Genomic DNA, 21,342 nt, shown 5'->3' with positions numbered 1-21,342 from the left:
CCCCCCCCCCCCCCCCCCCCCCCCCCCCCCCCCCCCCCCCCCCCCCCCCCCCCCCCCCCCCCCCCCCCCCCCCCCCCCCCCCCCCCCCCCCCCCCCCCCCCCCCCCCCCCCCCCCCCCCCCTTTTTTTGCGTTCGTCTCGTGGGCTCGGAGATGTGTATAAGAGACAGCCACTGAACTAGGGAAATCAGTTTGGCGATTTTATTCCCTGCTTTTGCTTGCTGGCGAATGTCTTGTCCCAGACTGAAGCCAGGGTGGATGGCCTTGCGCTTTTTGACATCGCGGAAATGGAGCAGCATGAGTACTGCGTACAAGCCGGTGACGAGTACCATGAAGATATTGCCCATGTGGAACACTGCCTCATGAAAATGGATGGATTGCCTGACCGGACCTGACGTCATATTACCCAATCATCATCAAGCGGCCTATCTGGCTTGCCACTCTTCACCACCCCTTCGGTCAGTATTCACCTTGCATCGTCGTCGCTAGAGTTTGCCGCAGGTGCTGAACACACCTACATCAGCGGTAAACCGCGCCCGATAGCAACGCGGCCTTTGCACATCCATAGCTTTCGCATTGTCCTGTTCTACAGGACAATGCCCGTCTATGGCCGGGTGTCTACAGCTATACAAGACTCGCAAGGGAAAGTCTGTGGGCCGTTCTGATGTCGGTGTTCAAGCGCCTGGCCGCCCCTCTTGAACAAGGGGCCCTCGTGAACAATACGTCAGGAGGCCATCATGGCTGCTCAATCCGTAATCCCTCCCATCTCCCCCGACCATCCCGCCATTCGTGACCTGCGCCACGCCGTCGAGCTGATGGATTGCCTGTCGCAGGAAGGCTTCGGCCAGATAGCGGCCATTGCCCGCTGTGCCGAGGTGTATATCGGCCATGCCACCGACCCCTTGCGCCAGGACATTCTAGCGACGGTGCTGCGCGCCATTCAGGGCCGGGCCGACGACATCCAGAACAGCATCAACTTGCAGGCGGAGGATGTGGGGTGCAGTTGGCCCACTGCGCCAGTCGATACCTTTCCGATGAAGGGGGTGTAACCATGCAGGCCCTGATTCCGGTAGTGGATTTCCAGATTGGTGATGCGACGGTTCCAGCGGTAAATGCGCGGGAGCTGCATGTATTTCTTGGCGTGGGAAAGATGTTTTCCCATTGGATTAAAGAGCGGATCGAGCAGTACGGTTTTGTTGAAAAGCGTGACTTTGAGGTTTTTGCCGAAACGGGCAATAACCCCCTCGGAGGCCGTCCCAGCAAGGATTTCATGATTTCGCTGGCCATGGCCAAGGAGCTGGCGATGGTGGAGCGCAACGACAAGGGCAAGCAGGCGCGGCTGTACTTTATCGCCTGCGAGCAGCGCATGTTGCAGCTGGCCGGTCAGGCGGCCTTGCCTGCTGGCGAGGCCATTCCGCCGGGCTGCCCGCGCTTTAATGGTGTGCCGGTGCTGACCAATCAGCAATTGCAGGCCTTGTTACGGGTAAGCCGCCACACGCTGGCCAGCAACCGCGGACTGCGGCCGGGGCGGTTCAAGGTGGGGGTGCATTACTTCAACCTGAGTGGCGAGCCGCTGCGCAACTTCACCCTGGACAATATCAATAACGGGGTGTTCACCCGGCGCGGCGGGCGGCGGCTGACGATATGGAGCCTGGCCGGGGTGGAGGCGCATTTGCAGATGCTGCCACCGTCGACGGCGGAACCGGCCCGGCAGCGGCTGCAACGCTTTCTGGCAGGTGAGGCGGAGCTGCTGGCCGACAGTGACAGCCAAGATCTATCCGCCCAACCTGCCCTGCCTGCGTTGGCCGAGCAGCCTCGCCAGCCGCAGCCGGATACGCCCGCCAGCCTGCCCACGCCCAGCACCGCGCAATGTCATGCAACGCTGTGCTTTCCGTCGGCCACCGCCTTCGGGCTGGCGATGCCGGACATCCTCAGCCTGATGCAACGCCACGGCGCGCAGCTGGCGGGAGTGGTGACGGCGGGGTGATGTCGAGACGTCCGGGTAGGTGGCTACCCGGACATGCAGGTTTTGCGCTGTTGACAGGTCCGGGGGGATGCAAGTGCTGGAAACATGGCCAGGTCGACTGCTTGCATTGATTGCAATCAAATACTAAGATGCAATCAATGCAATCATTGTTGGAGCACGCAATGGCAACAAACCTGGTAGTACGCAATGTTGAGGAGGAAGTGGCGGCTGCACTCAAGCAGCAAGCAGCTGCACACGGCCACAGCATGGAGGCGGAACACCGCGAGATATTGCGGGCTGCTTTGCAACGACCCAAGCGTCGCTCATTCGTGGACGTGTTGTTGAGTATGCCCGATGTGGGTGAAGACGCTGATTTCGAACGTGGCGGGAGTTGATCCTTGTACCTGATAGACACCAATGTCATCAGTGAAGCGCGCAAAGGGGCCAAGGCGAATCCGGGCGTCCAGAAGTTTTGGCAAACCGTTAGCGAAGATGCGGTTTATCTGTCCGCCATCACCATTGGCGAGCTGCGCTGTGGCGTCGAAAGCCTCAAGTATCGCGGCGATATCCTGCAAGCTGCCAAGCTGGAAACCTGGCTGCTGTCGGTATGTGCCGACTATTCACGCCGCATTCTGGAATTTGACGCGGAGTGTGCTCAGGTCTGGGGAAAACTGATGTCACCGCACAAGCAAAATGCCCTGGACAAACAAATCGCGGCCATCGCGCTCATTCACGATCTGACCGTCGTCACCCGCAATGTCAGTGATTTTGCGGCTACCGGTGTGCGGCTGAATAATCCATTTGAATAGCCAGCAAAGCGCTCGTCGGTCCGTCTAGCCATGCAACTTGCCACCCGGCTTTCTCAAACAATGAAGTCACGAGCTGGACAATGGATGCGGGAGTTGCAGGCGGTGTAAATCTGGCTGGTTCAGGATTCGGAAAAGGCGCTGCCCATGCAGCGCCTTTTTGTGTCCGGAGGGTAGAAACCACACCCAGGAAGCGGCTTTGCAATACGCCTGAAGCAGTAGTGACCGACCCAGCAATCCTTGAAAAAAAATGCTAAATTAGTAGCACAATACAATAATCAGGCTAACAGCATGCAGGTGGGTATCCAATACACAGAATCGATTAAAACGTTGGGCATGCTTGTTCTGTTCTCCACCGTTTTGACTTTACTGCTGAACCGCAGAAAATCCAGCAGATCCCACCAGTTGGCCTGCTTGGCACACAGCGCAATGCTTACCGGCGCCGTAGTCATCTTGCTGAGGAACCAACTGCCTGAACAATGGGTATTCGTTCTGTGCAATCTGTCTTTCCAGACTGGCCTGTTTTCCAGCTGGCTCAGCATGATGTACTTCCATCAGCTTCAGCACAGCCACCGACACTTGCGTTATCTGGCTTGGAGTTTGTGGCTCGCAGGCCTGACTGCCATGATGCTTTTTCCACACATTCTGTTTGAATACCGCTTTCGCATGCTGGCTGTTCTACCATTATTTCTGTTCCTTTTTAGTGTGATGACATGGGTAAGCCAGCGTATTCACAGCGACCAGCGTCCACTTTCGCAGAGCATTTGTCTTTATCTTGGCTTGATCGGATTTACCGTCACCTTGCTACGACTGATCAATGCCCTACATATTCACACCCCCTTCCCCGAAGCGCAGGACATGACGCTGCAGTCCCTGCTGATGACCGTGATGGCTATCTGCATGTTCAGCCTTGCCTTGGCCTTGGTGTTTTGGCAGTACGAAAACGGGGCACAACAGCTGCAGCGACTGGCGGACCTGGACGGGCTCACCAGCCTGCCAAACCGGCGCAGCTTTGTAGAGCTGGCAAACAGATTGCTGCGCAGGCAGCCGGTTTACAGCTTGCTGGTGATCGACATCGACCATTTCAAGCAGGTGAATGACGGGCATGGCCACCTGGCGGGGGATCAGGTGCTGCGCCAACTGGGTGAGCATTTACGCTTGCTGGCCCGTCAGGATGATTTGCTGTGCCGGTATGGCGGCGAAGAGTTTTGCCTGCTGCTACCAGAAACCAAACCGGCACAAGCGCTGGCACTGGCCGAGCGTTTGCGGCTGCAGGTCAGCCAGCAGGTATTCGATGTCGGTAATGGCGTGCAACTGGCCATTACCCTGAGCATTGGCGTGAGTAGCAGTCCGCGCATGCAGCAGGCGCTGGCACTGGATACCATGTTTGCACTCGCTGATGATGCGCTTTACCTTGCCAAGCGGCAAGGGCGCAATCAGGTGGTAGCTGCAGCGGAGCCGGTGCTGGAACCGGTTTTGGTACCGAGCAATCTTCACCGTTGAGGGTATTCCAGCCATAAACGGCCCAAGGCGCTGCTTTTGCAGCGCCTTTTTCATTCCCGCCGCGCTGCCTGCACCAATCCCGCCCTCTCCACCACACATTGCCCGTACTGCGCTGCCAGTTGCAGGTAGCGCTCTGCCAGGTCGTCCCAGTTATTGCTGTCGGGCGGGTCAATGGTCGGCAGCGGGCGGGTGAGGCTGGGCGGTGGTGATGGTGTGATTGATAGTGGCGATGGCGGTTTGAAGCTGCTGCAGGCGGCCAGCATCGAGGTGGCAATCAGCAGGCAGTGGCGTGGTGTGGGCATGGCGGCGGTAGTCCTGTTGCTGGCGGGCGCTGGTGCTGGCCAGTTGGGTGGTGTGTTGTTGTACCCGGTCGGCGATGGTGGCCAGTCGTTGGGTTTGGGTGACGTAGTCGGCCAGGGTCTGCTGGGCTTGTTGCAGTTGCCGGGTGTTGGCCTGGGTGGCGAGCTGGTCGCCCTTGCTGTGCCAGCCGTGCCACCAGCTGGCGGCCAGTAGCGTCACGCCCAGCACCAGTGAGAGGTAGCGGCTTCATGCTTGCAGGCCCGGCAGGTAAACGGTGTGGCCATCGCGTTTGATGGCGGTGAGGATCTGGCTGCGGCCGTGGGCGGGTGGCAGACGGAAGCCGATATGTACCCAGCCGCCGCTGTGCGGAAATTCGCAGATGAGCTGGTCGAAGGCGATGTGACCTGCGGCGCGGGCGGCTTCGATGGCCTGGCAGATAGCCAGCGGCTTGCCGAACCGGGGCGCGACAAAGTCGCAAGCCAGGCCGTGGCGGTGGGCGCTGGTGGGCGAGCCGCCGACGGCCTTGTTGACCTGCTCGCTGCGGTAGCAGGACAGCACGGTGATGGGCACATCGCCCAGCAGGCTGCGGATTTGTTCCATGCGCTGGGCAGTGTGGCGGATGTGCTCGATCTCGGCTGGACTGGGCAGATTGGCCAGGCCCTGACGGGCGGCGGTAGCCGCGTTCAATAAGCTGCTTGACAGCTTCGATCTTGAAGTTTTGGGGAAACACCCATCAATGACTTTTGCATAAAAGCCAGTATGAGGCTTCCAAGCCATCAGGGAAAGAAGGAATGTTACAGCTCAATCAAACAAGCTGCCCTGCTCCGGTGCGGCTTCTTTCGGCTTGAGCGGTGCGGGGGTGGCGGTCATCAGTTCGGCGGGGTAGTGAGTAAGAAAGCTGCGTGCCTGTTCGGGGTTGGAGCAGTTCAGCCAGTGCATGTACTGATCCGGCGGCACAATCACCAGCGTGCGTTTTTCATCGCCCGGCCGGTGCATGCGCTTCATCAGCGGATGGTGGTCGGCATTGATGGTGATCTGGGTGAAGGTGTGGCTGATGCTGCCATCCGGCTCGGACCAGGCGCGCCACAGGCCGGCCACGGCAAACGGACTGCCGTCGGCCATGCCGATTTTCCAGCGTTCGGCGCGGCCGGATTCGTAGCAAGGCTCGTAAAAGTGCTGCATGGGCACCAGGCACAGGCTCTGCTGCTGCCAGGCACGGCGGTAGTTGAACAGTTCACCAATGGTTTCGGCGCGCGCATTCATGGTGCTGATGCGCACGCCGGGTGGCTGGTGGCGTTTGGGCACCATGCCGTAGCTGGCCAGCTGCAGCACCGCTTCGCCGTGGCGGCCTTTGACGATGATGGGTGCCAGATAGTCTTGCCAGCACTCGTCCGGCCACAGCAGGTCGCCAGCTGGCAGATTGAAATGGCTTGCCAGCTGGTGCTGGTTTGGGGGCATGAAGTTGATGCACATGGCGGCATGGTATGCCGTCCGGCCCGGCCTTGCCAAGCGCGGCGGCTTCGGTTTTTCTCGCGCAAATCCTCACCCTGCACTGCCTGCTTTCTGCTATATTTGATTTTGTACATAATCATATAGAGCAGTTGCCATGCACTACCCCATTCCCCTGTCCCGCTCCAGTCCGCTGCGCATTCCACTGGTGGCCAGCAGCGTGCGCGCCGGTTTTCCCAGCCCGGCCGACGATTACGTGCAGGACAATATCAACCTCAACACCCTGCTGGTGGACGACCCGGACTGCACCTTCCTGATGATGGCCAGCAACGATGCCATCCACGGCATTTTCAAGGGCGACTATGTGCTGATCGACAAAGCACGCAGCCCGGTACACGGCAATGTGGTGGTAGCCGCGCATGAGGACGGCTTTGTGCTGCGCCGCCTGCACAAGCAGCAAGGCATGCTGGCGCTGCTGGCCGATGCGCCCGGCTATCCGATGATTCCGGCTGAAGGCGATTACACCTTGCAGATATGGGGGGTGGTGATTGCCGTGGTGCGGCGGCTGGTATGAGCACCTTTGCACTGGTGGATGGCAACAGCTTTTACGCCAGTTGCGAGCGGGTGTTCCGCCCGGACCTCATCGGCCGCCCCATCATCGTGCTGTCCAATAACGATGGCTGCGTGGTGGCCCGTTCGGCCGAGGCCAAGGCGCTGGGCATTCCGGCTTTCCTGCCTTTTTTCCAGATACAACAACAGTGTTACAAGCACCGTGTGACGGTGTTCTCCAGCAATTACGCGCTGTACGGTGACATGTCGCGCCGCATGATGAGTGTGCTGTCGCGCTTTGCCCCGGTGCAGGAGATTTACAGCATCGACGAATGCTTTCTCGATGTAACAGGCATCCCGGACCTGGACAGCCACGGTCACCGCATCCGCCAGGCGGTATGGCAGGGCCTGGGCATCCCCACCTGCGTGGGCATGGGTAGCAGCAAGACGCTGGCCAAGCTGGCCAACCACGTGGCCAAGAAGCGGCCGGAGTGGAACGGCGTGTTTGAATGGGACTGGCTGAACCCGCGTGAAGCCGACCGGCTGCTGGCCGAATTCCCGGTCGGTTCAGTATGGGGGATTGGCCGGCGCATTGCCGAAAAGCTGACCCTGATGAATATCCACAGTGCTTTGGACCTGAAACAGGCCGACCCGCGCCATATCAAGCGCAAGTTCAATGTGGTGGTGGAACGCACAGTGGCAGAGCTCAACGGCGTGGCCTGCCTGGCACTGGAAGACGTGGCCCCGGCCAGGCAGCAGATCATCTCCAGCCGCAGCTTCAGCCGCCTGGTGCACGACCTGCCCTCGCTGTCGGCCAGCATCAGCCACCACGTGGCCCGCGCAGCGGAAAAGCTGCGCGCCCAGGGCTGTGTGGCCGGGCTGATTGGCGTCAGCATCCGCACCAACCCGTTTCGGGACCTGGGCCAATACCACGGCTACACTTGCGTGCCGCTGGTGCACCCCAGTGCCGACACCCTGCTGCTAAACCAGGCGGCCCAGGCTGCGCTGCGTACCATCTGGCGCAAGGAATTCAGCTACCACAAGGCCGGGGTCATCCTGATGGACATCGGCCCGGCCACCCGTCAGCAGCAGGATATGTTCTGCCCGCTGCCCGACCCCAAACGCAACCGGCTGATGGCCGCCATCGACAAGCTGAACCGCGATTTTGGCAGCGGAACCATCAAGCTGGGTGCCGAAGGCCTGACCGAGGACTGGAGGATGAAGCAGGAAAAGAAATCGCCCTGCTATACCACCCGCGTGGGCGATATCGTGCAACTACGCTAAGCACCGCCAAGCCCACCCCGCGTCTGCATGGCGCCTCCGGCCCCGGTCGCCACATAGCCAATCCGGTAACAGGTGCCGTCCGTTTCCTGCTGCCGGAAATCCTGCTCGCCACGCCAGGCCGATACCCGCAGCAGCTGCCATTGTCGCGGGTCGTAAGCGGTCAGCACCGACACGGCACCTTGCTGCTGTAGCCGGGCGGCCTGTTCCTGCTCCTGCTGGCGCAAGGCATCAAGCGACTGACCGGGCAAAATGGCTTGCGTCTGGCAGAGACACACACGGGCGGTGGGCATGTTCTGGCTTCCTGCACTATCCCACACCGACCAGATATCAACATGCGGCCTGCCAAAGTCGGCGCACAGCGCCTTGAAACCGGGGCTGGAAAGAAAGCGGTTGATACCCTCGTTATCCCGCCACAGGTAGAGCGGCGCATAGGCGTTGATGCTGCCTGGCTGCCGGACATCCTGTTCGGACCAGAGATAGGCCTTCCATTCCAGATGGGGAAAACCATCCAGCAGATGGCCACGTTCACGGATGCGCTGCCGGATGATGGCCATGTCGTAGTCGGCTGGCAGGACAAAACGGTATTGCATGGCAAGCATGATGTGTCTCCTAACTGTCGCATTCAGGCAGTGCCGACTTGCCATTGCCAAATGACCAGTCTTCCAGCCCGGTGGTGGTAATCACCACCATGATGTCTTGCGGACGCAGGCCGGGGCTGGCCGCCAGCCGCGCTGCCAGCCGGGCAAAGAATGCGCGCTTGCAGGCAGTGCTGCGCGCCCGCCCGGCGGTAATGTGGAACAGGGTGAAGTCCGCGCTGCGCGCACCTGCGGTGGCGAGATACTGCCGGTCAAACACCAGCTCGCCAGCCCCACATTGCTGGAACACCTGAAAACAGTCGCCGGGCGGTACTTCGAAACTTTCTTCCAGCGCCTGCTGCAGGCTGTGCGAAATGGCCTTGAGCCAGGATTCCGGCTTGCCGGCCGCCAGTGCGATACGGACATAAGGCATGGCAGGCTCACTTTCCGTGCGGGATGGCCGCCAGCACATCCACAGCTGATGCAGCGGCAGGCCAGCCAGCGTAAAAGGCCAGATGAGTGATGAGCTCGCCCAGTTCGGCCCGGCTGATGCCATTGTCCATGGCCAGCTGCACATGAAACGGCAGCTGTTCCAGCCGGTATAGCGCGGTGAGCGCGGCCACCGTGGCAATGCTGCGTTCGCGCGGGCTAAGGCCGGAGCGTTGCCAGACATCGCCAAACAGGAGCGATTGGGTGATATCAGCCAGCCTGGGGGCCTCGGCTGTCATGTTCTGCATGCTGTGTGAAGATGAGCTGGTCATGTCTGATTTCCCTGTCGTTTTTGACAGCACCCAGCTTAAGCAGTCAGAATGATTTTGATAATCAAAATGTTTTTTCCTGACAGTTCAATTTTTTGGGACTATAGCCATGAGCCGTATCAGCCTGGAACTGGATGTGCTGCGCAGCTTTGTGGCTGGCGTGGAAATGGGCAGCTTTGCCATGGCCGCGCAGCGCATGAACCGCTCCACTTCCGCCATCAGCGCCCAGCTGAAAAAACTGGAAGAGCAAGCCGGCCAACCCTTGATGCGCAAGGCAGGCCGGGGCCTGGTGCTGACACCCGCCGGGGAAGTCATGCTGGCCTATGCGCGCCGGCTGCTGGCACTGAATGACGAGGCGGTACAGGCGGTGCAAGGTAGCGGGCTGGAGCAAGGCTGGATACGCTTCGGCATGCAGGAAGACTTTGGCGAATCGCTGTTGCCGGCCATCCTGGGGCAGTTTTCCCGTGCCCATCCGCAGTTCCGGCTGGAGGTAAAAGTGGCACGCAATCAGCAATTGCTGGATGGTCTGGCCAAAGGAGAGCTTGATCTGGTCCTGGCCTGGGATGGCGGCCAGCCCTGGCCGTACCAACAGCAGATGGGCACGCTGCCGCTGTGCTGGATAGACAGCAAGGCCAACCCGTGGCCATACCCGGCGGACAGCGCCCTGCCGCTGGTGGCATTTGAAGCCCCCTGCCTGATGCGGGCAGCCGCCTGTGCTGCACTGGAACAGGCCAATCTGGCCTGGCGGCAGGCTTTTAGCAGCAGCAGCCTGAGCGGGATATGGGCAGCAGTTGCCGCCGGGCTGGGGGTAACGGTGCGCACCCCGGTCGGCGTGCCGGATACGCTGCAATTGCGGCAGGACCTGCCCGCCCTGCCAGACATCCGGCTCATGTTGTATCGTGCCGAATCCACCGCCGCAGTCGGCTGCGAACGCTTGTCAGACATTGTCAGCCAGTCCTTGCAGGACTATCTGCATGGTCTTGGCGGTGCCTGAGCAGCATCCCGACACCTGCAACCATGCTGCAGTGTCCGCGCAAATGCATGCCTGTCACCCGCGCCGCTGTGGCAAGATCGCTGCGTACTTATCACCAGACCAGCACTTCATGTCACGTACGGAAAGATTGTTCACCCTGTTGCAAGCCCTGCGGCAACACCGCTTCCCGGTGAGCGGGGCCAGCCTCGCCGCTGAGCTGGGCATCAGCCTGCGCACGCTGTACCGCGATATCGCCACCCTGCAGGCACAAGGTGCCGAGATTGAAGGCGAACCCGGCCTGGGCTATGTGTTGCGACCCGGCTTCATGCTGCCGCCGCTGATGTTCAGCGCGGAGGAAATCGAAGCGCTGGTGCTGGGCTCGCAATGGGTGGCCAAGCGCACCGACACGCAGCTGGGCCGTGCCGCACAGAATGCACTGGTCAAGATTTCCGCAGTGCTGCCTGCGGAATTACGCCACAGTCTGGATAACAGTTCGCTGCTGGTGGGCTCCCCTTCACAGGCAGAAGCCGATGCGGTGGATGTGTCCATCATCCGTCAGGCCATTCGCGCCGGGTACAAGCTGGGCATCGACTACTGCGACTTGCAGGGCAATGTCACCCAGCGCACCATCTGGCCGCTGGCCTTGGGCTATTTCGACCATGTACGCATGCTGGCCGCATGGTGTGAAACACGGCAGGATTTCCGTCATTTCCGGACAGACCGCATCTTTGCCCTGCGTGCAGGCAAGGAGCACTACCCGCACAGAAAGCACGAGCTGCTGAAAGCGTGGCGCGCAGCCGATGCCGCCCGGCAGGGCAAAAACAGTAACAACAGCTGACTACTGACAAAAACTGTCAGTGGCTGGCGTGACAATGGCATCACTCGAGATCAACCCACCGGAGTGAATGCCATGCGTCTTTATTACCACCCCCTGTCGTCTTGCAGCCGCCGCGTGCTGCTTGTTGCCCGGCAACTTGGTTTGCCGCTTGAACTGATAGAAGTTGATTTGTTTGGCGGCGAGCAGAACACCCCCGCTTTCCTGCAGCTGAACCCGAATCATCAGGTTCCCGTACTGGAAGACAATGGCCATGTGCTGTGGGAGTCTTACGCCATCATGCAATACCTGGCAGAGCTGGCGCCGGATCAGTCCCTGCATGCAGCCAGCGCACGCGAACGGGCAGATGTCAGCCGCTGGATGTTCTGGTGTGCCCAGCACTGGATGCCGCCCATCAGCAGCCTTAACTGGGAGAACGCAATCAAGCAAATGGCCGGGCAAGGCCCGGCCAGCGCGGTAGAAGTAGAACGGGCGGAAGCCGGTTTTGTCGCCGCCGGCCAGATCCTCGATCAGCACCTTGCCGGGCGGGAGTGGATATGCGGCCAACAGCCATCGCTGGCGGATCTGGCCATTGCCGCCCCGCTGGCCGACTGGCAGCAGGCCCGCCTGCCGCTCAAAGAGTTCGGGGAAATCGTCCGCTGGTTCGGCCAGATTCAGGCGCTGGACTGCTGGCAGCAAACCGGGCACATCACCAGCGTGCAGGCAGACTGAGCACGGCAGGCCTGCGCGGCAGCACAATGGCGCGCAGGCCCACACCGGCAAACAGGCGGTCAGCCTTGCTCAGACCACGCTGTCCGCGTTCAGGTAGGGCGACACATGCTGTAAAGCACGTGCCAGGTAGTCTTCCTTCTCCCCCACCGGGGCCACATAATGCAGTGCATCCCGAGCGGCCTGCATGCCTTCAAGCCTGGCAATCAGCCAGAAAGCCAGATATTGCGAGGCCAGGCAGCCACCTGCCGTTGCCACATTGCCTCTGGCAAAAAACGGCTGGTTCAACACGCTGATACCCGCCTCCTGCACCCATGGCTTGGTAATGAGGTCGGTACAGGCCGGGATGTCCTGCAACAGTCCAAGCCTGGCCAGTATCAGCGTGCCCGAGCATTGGCCCGCCAGCAGCTGGCGGGAAGGGTCCAGCCGCAACTGCGCCATCAGCGTTTCGTCGGCCACCACATCCCGCGTTTTCAGGCCGCTGCCAACAATCACGGCATCCGCCTCGCAGGCCTGGGCCAGCGAAATGTGCGATTCCAGCACCACGCCATTCATGGACGTCACCCGGGATGTCGGGCTGGCAATGGATACCCGCCAGTCCGGCTTCCTGATGCGGTTCAGGATGCCAAAGGCAATCAGCGAGTCCAGTTCGTTGTATCCGTCGAAGGTAAGAATGGCAATGTGCATGACCGGGCCTCGCGTGTTCGAAGTAATGGTGAAAGGCCAGCCTGAGAGCTGGCTGACAAAATAGCGTAGCATCCCTGGGGCAAGGCGCGCCGACGCAGACAGTCAAGGGTACGGCAAGGAGGCGCAACGCCGCAGCAGGTTTTTTGTTAGCGGCTCCAAGCTGAATAAGCAGCACAAGCAAAAAACTGGCATGAATACAGGCCATGAACCAAGCAGGATACGGCCGGTTTCAGGCCCGCTTGAACCTGTCGTGCGGCCTGCGGCACTGTATACCAGCGCCACTATCATCCGGCTGCACAGCGACTGCTGACTGGCACCCGGCGCACGGCTCATGGCTCATGGCTGCTGACTGTGCGCGCGCAACTGTTCGGACAGGAAGTCGACAAAGCACGCCACCCGCGCCGCCAGAAAACCCTGACGGTAATACACCGCCCACACCGGCTGCCGCCACGGCAGCATGTCATCGGGCAGCAAGGCGGTGAGGTGACCGGCGGCAATATCCCGGTCGACCAGAAAATCCGACAGGCAGGCAATGCCGTTACCGGCCAGCGCCAGATAGCGTAGCGTCTCGCCATTGGAAGCAGTCAAGGTCGGCTCTATCGCCAAACCGTCAACATGACCATGCCGCAAGGGCCACAGGTTCAAGGACGAGGGCTGGGAGAAGCCCAGCAGGCGCTGGCGGGCAAGCTCGGCTACCGAGGCCGGCGCACCGTGTTCGGCCAGATAGGCTGGCGATGCCACCAGCCGCCAGCGGCTTTCAAACAGCAAGCGCGCATTCAGGGTGGAGTCCTGCAACTGGCCGACGCGCAAGGCCACATCGGCCCCCTGTTCAATCAGGTCACCTACCATCTCGCCACTGGTCAACTCCAGCCGTATGCGCGGATAACGGCGGCAGAACGCGGGCAACAAGGGGGCCAGCACATGATCGAACACCGGCGTGGCGGCATTGATGCGCAACAGGCCGGACGGATGCTCCGCCGCCGACTGCAGCGTCAGCTCCGTTGCCTGCATGCGGCCCAGGATGTCGCGCGCATTCTCCAGAAACCAGCGCCCTTCATCGGTCAGATCCAGCCGCCGCGTGGTGCGCCTGATCAAGCGCACACCCAGCTGTTTTTCCAGCTTGCCGATACTGCGGCTGATGCCGGATGGAGTCAGCCCCAGCTGTTCTGCCGCCGCAGAAAACGAGCCCTCCTCGATCACGGTGACAAAAGCCTGCATGGTTTCTGTGGTCAGCATTGTTGATTACCAGTCACAAGACATTGGGTTCAAGACGTATTTTTCCTGCCTTTTCAAGCAATGATAATGCGAACTCTTCCTGCATTGCCAACCGACCCCCGCGCAAACCCGTGCCAGGGCAGTCCGGTGCCAGCTATCCGGAACTGGCCCCCAGCTGCACCGGCGGGAGCGGAGCACTGGTCACCGGTGATGCCCTCACACTGCTTTAAGGAGTTTTTGCATGCCACTTGCCCTCTGGGCGCTGACACTCAGCGCGTTTGCCATCGGCACCACCGAATTTGTCATCGTCGGGCTGATTCCGACCATTGCCGCCAGCCTGCACGTATCGCTGCCTTCTGCCGGCATGCTGGTCAGCCTGTATGCGCTGGGCGTGGCCATTGGCGCGCCGGTACTGACCGCCCTCAGCAGCCGCCTGCCACGCAAAACCCTGCTGCTGACCCTGATGGCCCTGTTCACGCTGGGCAACCTGCTGGCCTGGCAGGCTCCGGCGTATGGCACGCTGGCCATCGCCCGCGTGCTGACCGGCCTGACCCACGGCGTGTTTTTCTCGATAGGCTCCACCATTGCAACCAGCCTGGTGCCCAGGCAGAAAGCCGCCTCGGCCATTGCACTGATGTTTTCCGGCCTGACGGTTGCCCTGGTGACCGGTGTGCCACTGGGCACCTTCATCGGCCAGACATTTGGCTGGCAAACCACTTTTCTTGCCGTCTCCGGCCTTGGCCTGACCGCCCTTGCCGGCAGCTGGCTGCTGGTGCCGGACAACATCGCCCGTACGGCGCCCGCCTCCTTGCTCGGCCAGTTTTCGGTACTGGGCAAGCCACGGTTGTTGCTGGTGTATGCCATGACGGCGCTGGGCTACGGCGGTTCATTCATTGCGTTTACCTATCTTGCCCCGATGCTGGAGCAGGTCAGCGGCTTCAAAGCCTCGGCCACCGGCGTGCTGATGCTGGTTTACGGTATTTCGGTTGCCGTGGGTAATGTCTGGGGTGGCCGCCTGGCCGACCGCAAAGGCCCGGTGCGGGCGCTGCAGATCATCTTTGCCGGCCTGGCCCTTGCTCTGGTATTGCTGGCGCTGACCGCCAGTTCGCAATGGCTGGTAGTGCTCACCATCTTGCTGTGGGGTGCGGTGGCATTCGGCAATGTGGCCGGCCTGCAGCTTTACGTGGTGCAACAAGCCCAGCGCGACGCACCGCATGCGGTGGATGTGGCATCCGGCCTGAACATTGCCGCATTCAACCTGGGCATTGCATTCGGTGCCTGGGCTGGCGGCCTGATTGTCGAGGCAATGGGCATCATGGCCACCCCGTGGATTGGCGCGCTGATCGTTCTGCTGGCACTGGCGCTCACCACCTGGTCCGGCGTACTGGACCGGCGTGCCAGCCCCACGCTGGCAAACTGCACGCCATGAGCGCCCCTGCCTGGCCATGCTGCCTTCCCTGATGGCAGGTGGCGATTTGCAAAGGCGCTAGCGGGAAGTCAGCACGCGGGCACAGGCCGATATTGGACTGGCTGCGGTTTCAGGGCAGGAGCGGGAAAAACGCGGGATTGGAAAAGTCACTGACCAGCCAGTCGTATACCACACGAACCCGCGCCGGAACCGGGCTGCGCTGTGGCCGGTACACACTCAGCGCCCACGGCGTGGGTGCCAGCTCGGGCAGCACCTCCACCAGCTCGCCGCTGCGCAGGTGGGGAATGGCGACAAAACCGGGCATCTGGGCGAAACCGAAGCCGGCCACCACCGCGGCACACTCGGCCTGGGTACTGTTGCTGATGAATGCCAGCTCCCGCGGAATCCACTGCGACTCCTGACGGAAAAACCAGGGCCACGGTTTGCCGGTGCGCTGGTCGATGGTGCCGACCACAGGCTGTTGCTGCACGTCCTTCAGCGTGCGCGGCACCCCGCAGCGGGCCAGCAAGCCGGGGGCTGCCACCATGTAGAACGGCACTTCGGCTACTTGCCGCGCCACAAAGCGGCTGTCCCGGATCAAGCCGTGGCGGATGCCGATATCAATCTGCTCATCCACCACATCAGTTTCATCATCTTCCAGATGCAGTTCGAAATGCAGGCCGGGATATTGTTGGCGCAAACGCGCCAGGCTATGGACCAGGCTGGTCTGGCCGATGGCCTCCGGCGCGGTCAGCCGTACCGTGCCTTCCACCTGCTGGGCCGCATTGGCTTCCGCACCACGAAACAGGCAATCAATGCCTTCCACGCCTTGTCTGGCGATATGTGCCAGACGCTCGCCTTCGCGGGTAACCCGGCACTGCCGGGTATTGCGGTGAAACAATAGCTCGCCGAACTGGCTTTCCAGCTCCTGGATGGCGCGGGTGACCACCTGTGGCGAGATGCCAAGTTGCTGGGCGGCTTCCTTGAAGTTGCGTGCTTCCGCCGCAGTACAGAAGATTCGCAGCATTTCCAGTCGATTCAGCATGCATCCACTCCCCTTGTAATACCGGGCAGCTTATTCCTGTTTCAGGAATTCAAAAAGCTTGTTTCATCCATTCCTGAGAATTCAGCAATTGGTGATACTGACGACCTACGGCGACAAGCAAGCCGACAGCGCATATCAATCACCATGAACAAGCGATCATGTTTACACCTCCGCCCTGCCTTGAAATGAGCCCGCCATGCAACTGATTCTGGCATCCATCTTCCCCATCTTGCTGGCGCTATTGTGTGGCTACGGCATCGGTCTGTTGCTGCCACGCCGCCATACCCGACACTGTGCCCGCCTGTTGACGCCGCTGATCTGGCTGCTGCTGTTCTTTTGCGGCAAGAGCTTTGGTACGGTGCTGAGTGATGGCCACATGCTGGGCAAAACCCTGGGTACGGCGCTGATTTTTGCTTCCCTGACCAGCTTGCTGCCATGGGGGCTGATTGTGCTGTGCATGCGTCAGCCGCGTGCCCGTGGCAAAACCCAGCCGGCAGAGCGCCCGCCCGTCACGCAGTTTCTGCATGCACTGCGCGACTGCCTGCTGGCCTTGAGCATGGTGGGCATGGGGGCCATGGCCTCCCGGTTTCAACTGGGCTGGCTGGATGCCATCAGCACCAGTCAATTGCTTTACCTGCTGATTGTGCTGGTTGGCATCGACCTGGCGGAGCTGAAACTGGGCAGTGCCTGGCGCACGCCGGAGGTGATGGTGCTGCCGGTTCTGGTGATCATCGGCTCGCTGGCCGGGGGCATGGCGGCGGCCGTGTTTACCGGCGAAGGGGTATGGACTTCATTGGCGCTGTCCAGCGGTTTTGGCTGGGTCACCTTGTCCAGCATTCTGGTGAGCAGCAAGCTGGGCAGCAACTATGGTGCCATCGCCATGCTGACCGACCTGTTCCGGGAGCTGATGGCCATTGCCATGCTGTACCTGCTGGGCGCACGTTTCAGCCGGGAGGCCATCGGCATTTGCGGTGCTACCGCACTGGATGCCACCCTGCCCCTGATCCGCCAGAAATGCGGCACTCATCATGTATCGCTGGCCCTGATCAGCGGCTTTGTGCTGACGCTGGTCAGCCCGGTACTGATCATGATTTCCCTGGCCTAGCGCATCGGGCCGCCTGCCCACAGCAAGCTGCGGGCAGGTGAACATCATGCGCTATCGACCAAATAGCCTGGTTCAGCTCTCCAGCACATAACTGCCAGGCGCATCACCCAGTGCCGGGTATTGCCGGCTGCTGACCGACGGTGCCTTGCCCAGCGCACCCGAGCGTGGTTTCAGCCATTGCATCCAGTCATCCCACCAGCTGCCCTGATGATGTTCGGCCGCTTGCTTCCAGTGTTCCGGGCTTTGATGGCGCTCGGCCGGAGCCACCCAGAACGCGCGTTTGGGCGGATTGACCGGCGGGTTGACGATACCCAGGATGTGGCCGGAGGTGGACAGCACGAAGCGCTTGTCGCCAGACAGGAAGTGATTGAGCCGGAAGGATTGTTTCCACGGTGCGATATGGTCGTCCTCGGCGGCAACGGCATACACCGGCTGGCTGATGTTCTCCAGATTGATGGGGTGACCGGCCACGGTCAGCGCGTTGGGCTTGATCAGATTATTGTGCTGGTAGAACTGGCGCAGATACCAGGAATGCATGGTTGCCGGCATGCGGGTGGTGTCCATATTCCAGTACAGCACATCGAAGGCCGAAGGTTTTTCACCGTACAGCCAGCCATGCACCACGTAGTGCCAGATCAGGCTGTTGGGACGCAGCATGCGGAAGGACATGGCCATGTCCTTGCCATCCAGATAGCCGGTTTCGGCCATTTTCCCGTCCAGCCAGTCCAGCGTGGCCGGGTCGATGAATACCTCGATGTCGCCCGGACTGTGATAGTCCACCAGCGTGGCAAAAAAGGTGGCGCTGGCTACCGGATTATCGCCATTGGTGTAGTGCTGGCTGCTCCATGCCAGCCAGGTGGCCAGCATGGCCCCGCCTATGCAATAGCCCACCGCATTGACCTGCGGCTGACCGGACAGCGCGCATGCCACCCGGAATGCCTGATCCAGCCCGTCCTGCAGGTATTGGTCGAAGGTGGTGCCGGCCTGATCCGCGCCCGGATTGCGCCAGCTGATGATATAGGTGTCCAGCCCCTGCTCCAGCAGATAGCGGATCATGCTCTTTTTCGGGGTGAGGTCCAGCACGTAAAACTTGTTGATGCACGGCGGCACAATCACCACCGGCACCTGATGCACCGCCTTGACAGTGGGGGTGTAATGAATCAGCTCGAACAGGGCATTACGGAACACCACCTTGCCCGGCGTGGTGCCCAGGTTCTCCCCGACTTTGAATTCATCGGTACTGCTCATGCGCACCGCGCCCTGACGGGCATCTTCCAGAAAATTCTGCCAGCCCAGCCGCAGGCTTTCGCCATTGGTTTCGGCCGCCCGGCGCATGGCAACCGGGTTGCTCCAGAAGAAATTGCTGGGTGCCAGTGCATTCAGCCAGTTACGGCTCCAGAACGCCGCCTGCCGGGTAGTGCGCGCCGACTGGCCGGGGGTTTCGTACACCATGTCCTGCAGGTGATGGGTCAGGATCAGATACCACTGTTTGGCGATATCAAAACTGGCTGTATCCGACCATTCCGCTTCCACAAACCGGGTATCTTCCGGATGGGGTGGCTCTACTTCCGGCCCTTTCACCCCAAGGCAGCGTCTGGCGGCATAGTGCTGCAGATTGAACAGCTTTTGTGCCAGCCGGGCATTGGATTCAGCCAGCTGGGCGGGATGGCACAACCAGGCCAGCTGGGTGTGGATGGCGGACCTGCTCATGCCAAATGGGTCAAAAATATTTTCCAGCACATGCACAAAATGCTGTGCATTCTGGAAGGAATCGATAAACCAAGTATTTTCCGTTGCTGGCTTAGTCATGAAGCTCTCCCCGCAGCATGTACCTTGAATGGTCAAGCCAGCATAGCCCACCCAGGCGGCTTGCTCACGTCTTTGCCGGCTTTGTTTGATATAAAGCGGGAGTTGCTGCCAATAAGGCAGGGTCAAACACCACACATGCTCAAGCGACCTTACCGTTTTTTGTCAGGTAATGGTTTTTTCACTACAGCGCAGATCACAAAATGTACTGGCCATTTGGCTGTGTGTAGCCGCCCTGTTCCGCCAGCCGCCGGTGGCTTGCCAAGAATCCATAATAATTGGCATGCAGGCAGACATTCGCAACAAATACCTACTCGCCCGGCAAAACATGGCCATTCATTTAGCAGAATGGCTTGGTAATGGTGCATCTATTGCTGGTGGGGCTTGAAAGAAAAAGATTTAATAATAAGCTTCGCTTTGAAATATGTTTTATTTTCCGCAGGCAAGCATCCATACTATCTGGTGATGACGTCTTGCGTCTGAAATCAACTGGCAACAAGGCAGGTGGATACTGCCCACGGCACCTGCTAGCCGGAACATAAAACTATAAAGGAGTGTGGATAATGCGGTCGTTAAAAGCCAAACTGATTGTCTTTGTTGCAATATTGCTGGCCATCCTGAGCACCTGTATTGCCGCGCTGGTGTACAACCAGATGCGCAGCAGTATTGTCACCGGGGTGGAGAACGAATTGAGTGGCACCGCCAACGGCTATGGCACTTTTGTCAAAAGCTGGTACGACGAGAAGTTGCGCGCTGTAGTGGCGGGTAACCCGCTGGCCGACCATCCGGACCCTGTCCCCACCCTGGCCCGCATCAATGAGGCTGGTGGTTTCTCGCTGACCTATGTCGGCTTTGCCGATCACCACATTGTCTATTCCGACGGCCACGCCCAGAAGCCCGGCTACGACCCGGCCAAGCGCCCCTGGTACCAGCAGGCCGTAGCCGCAGGCAAGGCCACGGTGTCAGCCCCTTATGTCGACTTTGATACCGGCAAGCTGTGCCTGACCTTTGTTTCCCCGGTGTCCTCTGGCGGCGCACTCAAGGCCGTGGTGGGCGGTGACATTTTCATCGACGCCCTGGTCAAGACCGTGCTTTCGATCAAGCTGCGCGGTGATGGCTATGCCTTCCTGGTGGACAAGAGCGGCAACATCATCGCCCACCACAATCAGCAGCTGACGCTCAAACCCATCAGCAGCATTGCCCCCACCCTGTCGGCCGAACAGCTGAACAGCCTGGCCAGCAGCAATGCCATGCAGCTGATCCAGATGGAAGACAGCAACAAATACGTGAAGGTGGTGGCCATTCCGGGTACCGACTGGTTGCTGGGCGTGGTGATGAACGACAGTGTGATCCGCGAACCACTGAACAAGCTGCTGCTGACCATTGTCATCATCGCCGCTGTTTCGCTGCTGGTGCTGGTGCCGATTGCCAGCGTGATTCTGGCCTCCATGCTCAAGGGCCTGCGTCACCTCAATCAGGCGATGAATGAAATTGCCCGGGGCGAGGCCGACCTCACCCGCCGCATCGAGGTATCCGGTCAGGATGAAATTGCCGAAACCGCCCATGCCTTCAACCTGTTCGTCGATCATCTGCGTGACATGTTCCGCCAGGTCAAGCAGGAAGCCGACCGGGTGATCAGCGGTGTCGATGAAGCCGGCAGCACGGTACGCCGGGTGGCCGAGGACTCGCGCGAGATTTCCGACGTCTTCAGCGGCAACGCCGCCACGCTGGAACAAATTACGGTCAGCATTGCCCATATTGCCGAATCCACCCGCGAAGCAGACCAGCTGGTGAGCCAGACCGACAGCGCCTCCACCCAGAGCGCCAGTGACATCAAGCAGATTTCGTCCGAAATGGCGCGCACGGTGGATGCCGTCAAGGGCCTGTCCGGCATTCTGGAAACCCTGGACAACCGCTCGCAGCAAATTACCGGCATTACCAATGTCATCAAGGACATTGCCGATCAAACCAATCTGCTGGCCCTGAATGCCGCCATCGAAGCAGCGCGTGCCGGTGAAATGGGACGCGGCTTTGCCGTGGTGGCAGACGAAGTACGCAAGCTGGCCGAGCGCACGGCGCAAGCCACACTGGAAATCACCAGCATGGTGAACACCATCCGCAGCGAAACCAGCCAGGCAGTCAGCAACATGCAGCAGACGGTCAACTCGGTGGATGGCGGGGTGGAAATCACCCAGGGCGCGGTCAAGCGTATCGACGACATCCGCCAGGCCATGCAGGACGTGGTGAGCAAGATGAACGAGATTTCGCTGTCCACCAAGGAACAGCACAACGCCACCACGGCCATTTCGCAAAGCACCGAACGCATCAACAACCGCATCATCGACAGCGACCAGTCCTTGCAGGGCGTGCAC

General features: G+C 60.4%; 24 protein-coding genes. 13 read left to right on the top strand and 11 right to left on the bottom strand.

All coding sequences use genetic code 11. The features are described 5' to 3' along the window. A partial coding sequence (locus JHD62_RS17260; RefSeq protein WP_199103938.1) for a hypothetical protein occupies nt 1–399 on the bottom strand: 399 nt, incomplete at its 3' end. Nucleotides 400–735: 336 nt separating this feature from the next. On the opposite strand from JHD62_RS17260, the gene JHD62_RS17255 reads away from it, so the two are divergent. The 5 genes from JHD62_RS17255 (at nt 736) to JHD62_RS17235 (ending at nt 4,273) form a co-directional block, all read left to right on the top strand. Beyond that, complete coding sequence (locus JHD62_RS17255; RefSeq protein ID WP_199103937.1) at nt 736–1,047, top strand: hypothetical protein; 312 nt, start codon at nt 736–738, stop codon at nt 1,045–1,047. Between the two features lie 2 nt (nt 1,048–1,049). Then, complete coding sequence (locus JHD62_RS17250; protein WP_199103936.1) at nt 1,050–1,985, top strand: antA/AntB antirepressor family protein; 936 nt, start codon at nt 1,050–1,052, stop codon at nt 1,983–1,985. A 161-nt stretch (nt 1,986–2,146) separates the two neighbouring features. Further along, on the top strand, nt 2,147–2,359 hold the full coding sequence (locus JHD62_RS17245) for a hypothetical protein (RefSeq protein ID WP_199103935.1): 213 nt from the start codon (nt 2,147–2,149) through the stop codon (nt 2,357–2,359). A 3-nt stretch (nt 2,360–2,362) separates the two neighbouring features. Continuing rightward, complete coding sequence (locus JHD62_RS17240) at nt 2,363–2,773, top strand: type II toxin-antitoxin system VapC family toxin (RefSeq protein ID WP_199103934.1); 411 nt, start codon at nt 2,363–2,365, stop codon at nt 2,771–2,773. 288 nt (nt 2,774–3,061) lie between these two features. Beyond that, nucleotides 3,062–4,273, top strand: coding sequence for a GGDEF domain-containing protein (locus JHD62_RS17235; RefSeq protein WP_199103933.1), 1,212 nt, complete (start codon nt 3,062–3,064; stop codon nt 4,271–4,273). Between the two features lie 168 nt (nt 4,274–4,441). Here the strand turns inward: JHD62_RS17235 and JHD62_RS17230 are convergent, their stop codons facing one another. The 3 genes from JHD62_RS17230 to JHD62_RS17220 form a co-directional block, all read right to left on the bottom strand. Next, nucleotides 4,442–4,792 carry a hypothetical protein gene (locus tag JHD62_RS17230; protein ID WP_199103932.1) on the bottom strand — a complete coding sequence of 117 codons (351 nt, stop codon included), beginning with the start codon at nt 4,790–4,792 and terminating at the stop codon, nt 4,442–4,444. Nucleotides 4,793–4,819: 27 nt separating this feature from the next. Continuing rightward, entirely contained in the window at nt 4,820–5,260 is a 441-nt protein-coding gene (locus tag JHD62_RS17225) for a D-Ala-D-Ala carboxypeptidase family metallohydrolase (RefSeq protein ID WP_233161052.1), read from the bottom strand. A 114-nt stretch (nt 5,261–5,374) separates the two neighbouring features. After that, the gene (locus JHD62_RS17220; RefSeq protein ID WP_233161047.1) at nt 5,375–6,031 is read right to left on the bottom strand and encodes an SOS response-associated peptidase; all 657 of its coding nucleotides are present in this window, start codon (nt 6,029–6,031) and stop codon (nt 5,375–5,377) included. A gap of 148 nt (nt 6,032–6,179) precedes the next feature. Between JHD62_RS17220 and JHD62_RS17215 the strand changes: the two genes are divergently transcribed. Next, nucleotides 6,180–6,596, top strand: a complete 417-nt coding sequence (locus tag JHD62_RS17215) for a LexA family transcriptional regulator (protein ID WP_062787855.1) — start codon at nt 6,180–6,182, stop codon at nt 6,594–6,596. Then, entirely contained in the window at nt 6,593–7,855 is a 1,263-nt protein-coding gene (locus JHD62_RS17210; RefSeq protein ID WP_199103929.1) for a Y-family DNA polymerase, read from the top strand. Before JHD62_RS17215 ends, JHD62_RS17210 begins: the two co-directional genes overlap by 4 nt. Here the strand turns inward: JHD62_RS17210 and JHD62_RS17205 are convergent. From JHD62_RS17205 to JHD62_RS17195, 3 genes are read right to left on the bottom strand one after another with little or no spacing between them, the layout of a single operon-like run. Then, nucleotides 7,852–8,454, bottom strand: a complete 603-nt coding sequence (locus JHD62_RS17205; RefSeq protein ID WP_199103928.1) for a DUF4865 family protein — start codon at nt 8,452–8,454, stop codon at nt 7,852–7,854. The two genes, JHD62_RS17210 and JHD62_RS17205, sit on opposite strands and share 4 nt — an antisense overlap. A gap of 10 nt (nt 8,455–8,464) precedes the next feature. After that, on the bottom strand, nt 8,465–8,863 hold the full coding sequence (locus JHD62_RS17200; protein WP_199103927.1) for a tautomerase family protein: 399 nt from the start codon (nt 8,861–8,863) through the stop codon (nt 8,465–8,467). 7 nt (nt 8,864–8,870) lie between these two features. After that, a complete protein-coding gene (locus JHD62_RS17195; protein WP_233161046.1) occupies nt 8,871–9,191 on the bottom strand; it encodes a carboxymuconolactone decarboxylase family protein in 321 nt (106 codons plus the stop codon). 106 nt (nt 9,192–9,297) lie between these two features. Here JHD62_RS17195 and JHD62_RS17190 point away from each other — a divergent pair, with 106 nt between their 5' ends. The 3 genes from JHD62_RS17190 to JHD62_RS17180 all read left to right on the top strand — a co-directional run bounded on the left by JHD62_RS17190 (nt 9,298) and on the right by JHD62_RS17180 (nt 11,707). Further along, entirely contained in the window at nt 9,298–10,182 is an 885-nt protein-coding gene (locus JHD62_RS17190; RefSeq protein WP_199103926.1) for a LysR substrate-binding domain-containing protein, read from the top strand. 109 nt (nt 10,183–10,291) lie between these two features. Further along, nucleotides 10,292–10,999, top strand: a complete 708-nt coding sequence (locus tag JHD62_RS17185) for a YafY family protein (protein ID WP_199103925.1) — start codon at nt 10,292–10,294, stop codon at nt 10,997–10,999. Between the two features lie 72 nt (nt 11,000–11,071). Continuing rightward, complete coding sequence (locus tag JHD62_RS17180) at nt 11,072–11,707, top strand: glutathione S-transferase family protein (RefSeq protein ID WP_199103924.1); 636 nt, start codon at nt 11,072–11,074, stop codon at nt 11,705–11,707. A 69-nt stretch (nt 11,708–11,776) separates the two neighbouring features. Here the strand turns inward: JHD62_RS17180 and JHD62_RS17175 are convergent, their stop codons facing one another. Continuing rightward, entirely contained in the window at nt 11,777–12,391 is a 615-nt protein-coding gene (locus JHD62_RS17175; protein WP_199103923.1) for a DJ-1/PfpI family protein, read from the bottom strand. A 336-nt stretch (nt 12,392–12,727) separates the two neighbouring features. Further along, nucleotides 12,728–13,627, bottom strand: coding sequence for a LysR family transcriptional regulator (locus tag JHD62_RS17170; protein ID WP_199103922.1), 900 nt, complete (start codon nt 13,625–13,627; stop codon nt 12,728–12,730). Between the two features lie 220 nt (nt 13,628–13,847). On the opposite strand from JHD62_RS17170, the gene JHD62_RS17165 reads away from it, so the two are divergent. Then, nucleotides 13,848–15,035, top strand: coding sequence for an MFS transporter (locus tag JHD62_RS17165; protein WP_199103921.1), 1,188 nt, complete (start codon nt 13,848–13,850; stop codon nt 15,033–15,035). 109 nt (nt 15,036–15,144) lie between these two features. Here the strand turns inward: JHD62_RS17165 and JHD62_RS17160 are convergent, their stop codons facing one another. Beyond that, on the bottom strand, nt 15,145–16,059 hold the full coding sequence (locus JHD62_RS17160) for a LysR family transcriptional regulator (RefSeq protein ID WP_199103920.1): 915 nt from the start codon (nt 16,057–16,059) through the stop codon (nt 15,145–15,147). Between the two features lie 196 nt (nt 16,060–16,255). Between JHD62_RS17160 and JHD62_RS17155 the strand changes: the two genes are divergently transcribed. Beyond that, nucleotides 16,256–17,164, top strand: coding sequence for a lysine exporter LysO family protein (locus tag JHD62_RS17155; protein WP_199103919.1), 909 nt, complete (start codon nt 16,256–16,258; stop codon nt 17,162–17,164). A gap of 72 nt (nt 17,165–17,236) precedes the next feature. Here JHD62_RS17155 and JHD62_RS17150 read toward each other — a convergent pair whose 3' ends face one another. Further along, nucleotides 17,237–18,874, bottom strand: coding sequence for an alpha/beta hydrolase (locus JHD62_RS17150; protein WP_233161045.1), 1,638 nt, complete (start codon nt 18,872–18,874; stop codon nt 17,237–17,239). A gap of 659 nt (nt 18,875–19,533) precedes the next feature. Between JHD62_RS17150 and JHD62_RS17145 the strand changes: the two genes are divergently transcribed. Continuing rightward, a partial coding sequence (locus JHD62_RS17145; protein ID WP_199103917.1) for a methyl-accepting chemotaxis protein occupies nt 19,534–21,342 on the top strand: 1,809 nt, incomplete at its 3' end.

Source organism: Aquitalea sp. ASV11, from assembly GCF_016429185.1.
Classification (GTDB): domain Bacteria; phylum Pseudomonadota; class Gammaproteobacteria; order Burkholderiales; family Chromobacteriaceae; genus Aquitalea; species Aquitalea pelogenes.
This window is presented reverse-complemented; position numbering and strand designations above follow the sequence as displayed.

Coding starts and splice junctions, on each gene's coding strand:
- JHD62_RS17250 (WP_199103936.1), top strand. CDS start 1,050: ATGCAGGCCCTGATTCCGGTAGTGGATTTCCAGATTGGTGATGCGACG.
- JHD62_RS17215 (WP_062787855.1), top strand. CDS start 6,180: ATGCACTACCCCATTCCCCTGTCCCGCTCCAGTCCGCTGCGCATTCCA.
- JHD62_RS17155 (WP_199103919.1), top strand. CDS start 16,256: ATGCAACTGATTCTGGCATCCATCTTCCCCATCTTGCTGGCGCTATTG.
- JHD62_RS17185 (WP_199103925.1), top strand. CDS start 10,292: ATGTCACGTACGGAAAGATTGTTCACCCTGTTGCAAGCCCTGCGGCAA.
- JHD62_RS17190 (WP_199103926.1), top strand. CDS start 9,298: ATGAGCCGTATCAGCCTGGAACTGGATGTGCTGCGCAGCTTTGTGGCT.
- JHD62_RS17180 (WP_199103924.1), top strand. CDS start 11,072: ATGCGTCTTTATTACCACCCCCTGTCGTCTTGCAGCCGCCGCGTGCTG.
- JHD62_RS17245 (WP_199103935.1), top strand. CDS start 2,147: ATGGCAACAAACCTGGTAGTACGCAATGTTGAGGAGGAAGTGGCGGCT.
- JHD62_RS17210 (WP_199103929.1), top strand. CDS start 6,593: ATGAGCACCTTTGCACTGGTGGATGGCAACAGCTTTTACGCCAGTTGC.
- JHD62_RS17255 (WP_199103937.1), top strand. CDS start 736: ATGGCTGCTCAATCCGTAATCCCTCCCATCTCCCCCGACCATCCCGCC.
- JHD62_RS17220 (WP_233161047.1), bottom strand. CDS start 6,031: ATGCCCCCAAACCAGCACCAGCTGGCAAGCCATTTCAATCTGCCAGCT.
- JHD62_RS17205 (WP_199103928.1), bottom strand. CDS start 8,454: ATGCTTGCCATGCAATACCGTTTTGTCCTGCCAGCCGACTACGACATG.
- JHD62_RS17200 (WP_199103927.1), bottom strand. CDS start 8,863: ATGCCTTATGTCCGTATCGCACTGGCGGCCGGCAAGCCGGAATCCTGG.
- JHD62_RS17160 (WP_199103920.1), bottom strand. CDS start 16,059: ATGCTGAATCGACTGGAAATGCTGCGAATCTTCTGTACTGCGGCGGAA.
- JHD62_RS17170 (WP_199103922.1), bottom strand. CDS start 13,627: ATGCTGACCACAGAAACCATGCAGGCTTTTGTCACCGTGATCGAGGAG.
- JHD62_RS17175 (WP_199103923.1), bottom strand. CDS start 12,391: ATGCACATTGCCATTCTTACCTTCGACGGATACAACGAACTGGACTCG.
- JHD62_RS17235 (WP_199103933.1), top strand. CDS start 3,062: ATGCAGGTGGGTATCCAATACACAGAATCGATTAAAACGTTGGGCATG.
- JHD62_RS17150 (WP_233161045.1), bottom strand. CDS start 18,874: ATGAGCAGGTCCGCCATCCACACCCAGCTGGCCTGGTTGTGCCATCCC.
- JHD62_RS17195 (WP_233161046.1), bottom strand. CDS start 9,191: ATGACCAGCTCATCTTCACACAGCATGCAGAACATGACAGCCGAGGCC.
- JHD62_RS17165 (WP_199103921.1), top strand. CDS start 13,848: ATGCCACTTGCCCTCTGGGCGCTGACACTCAGCGCGTTTGCCATCGGC.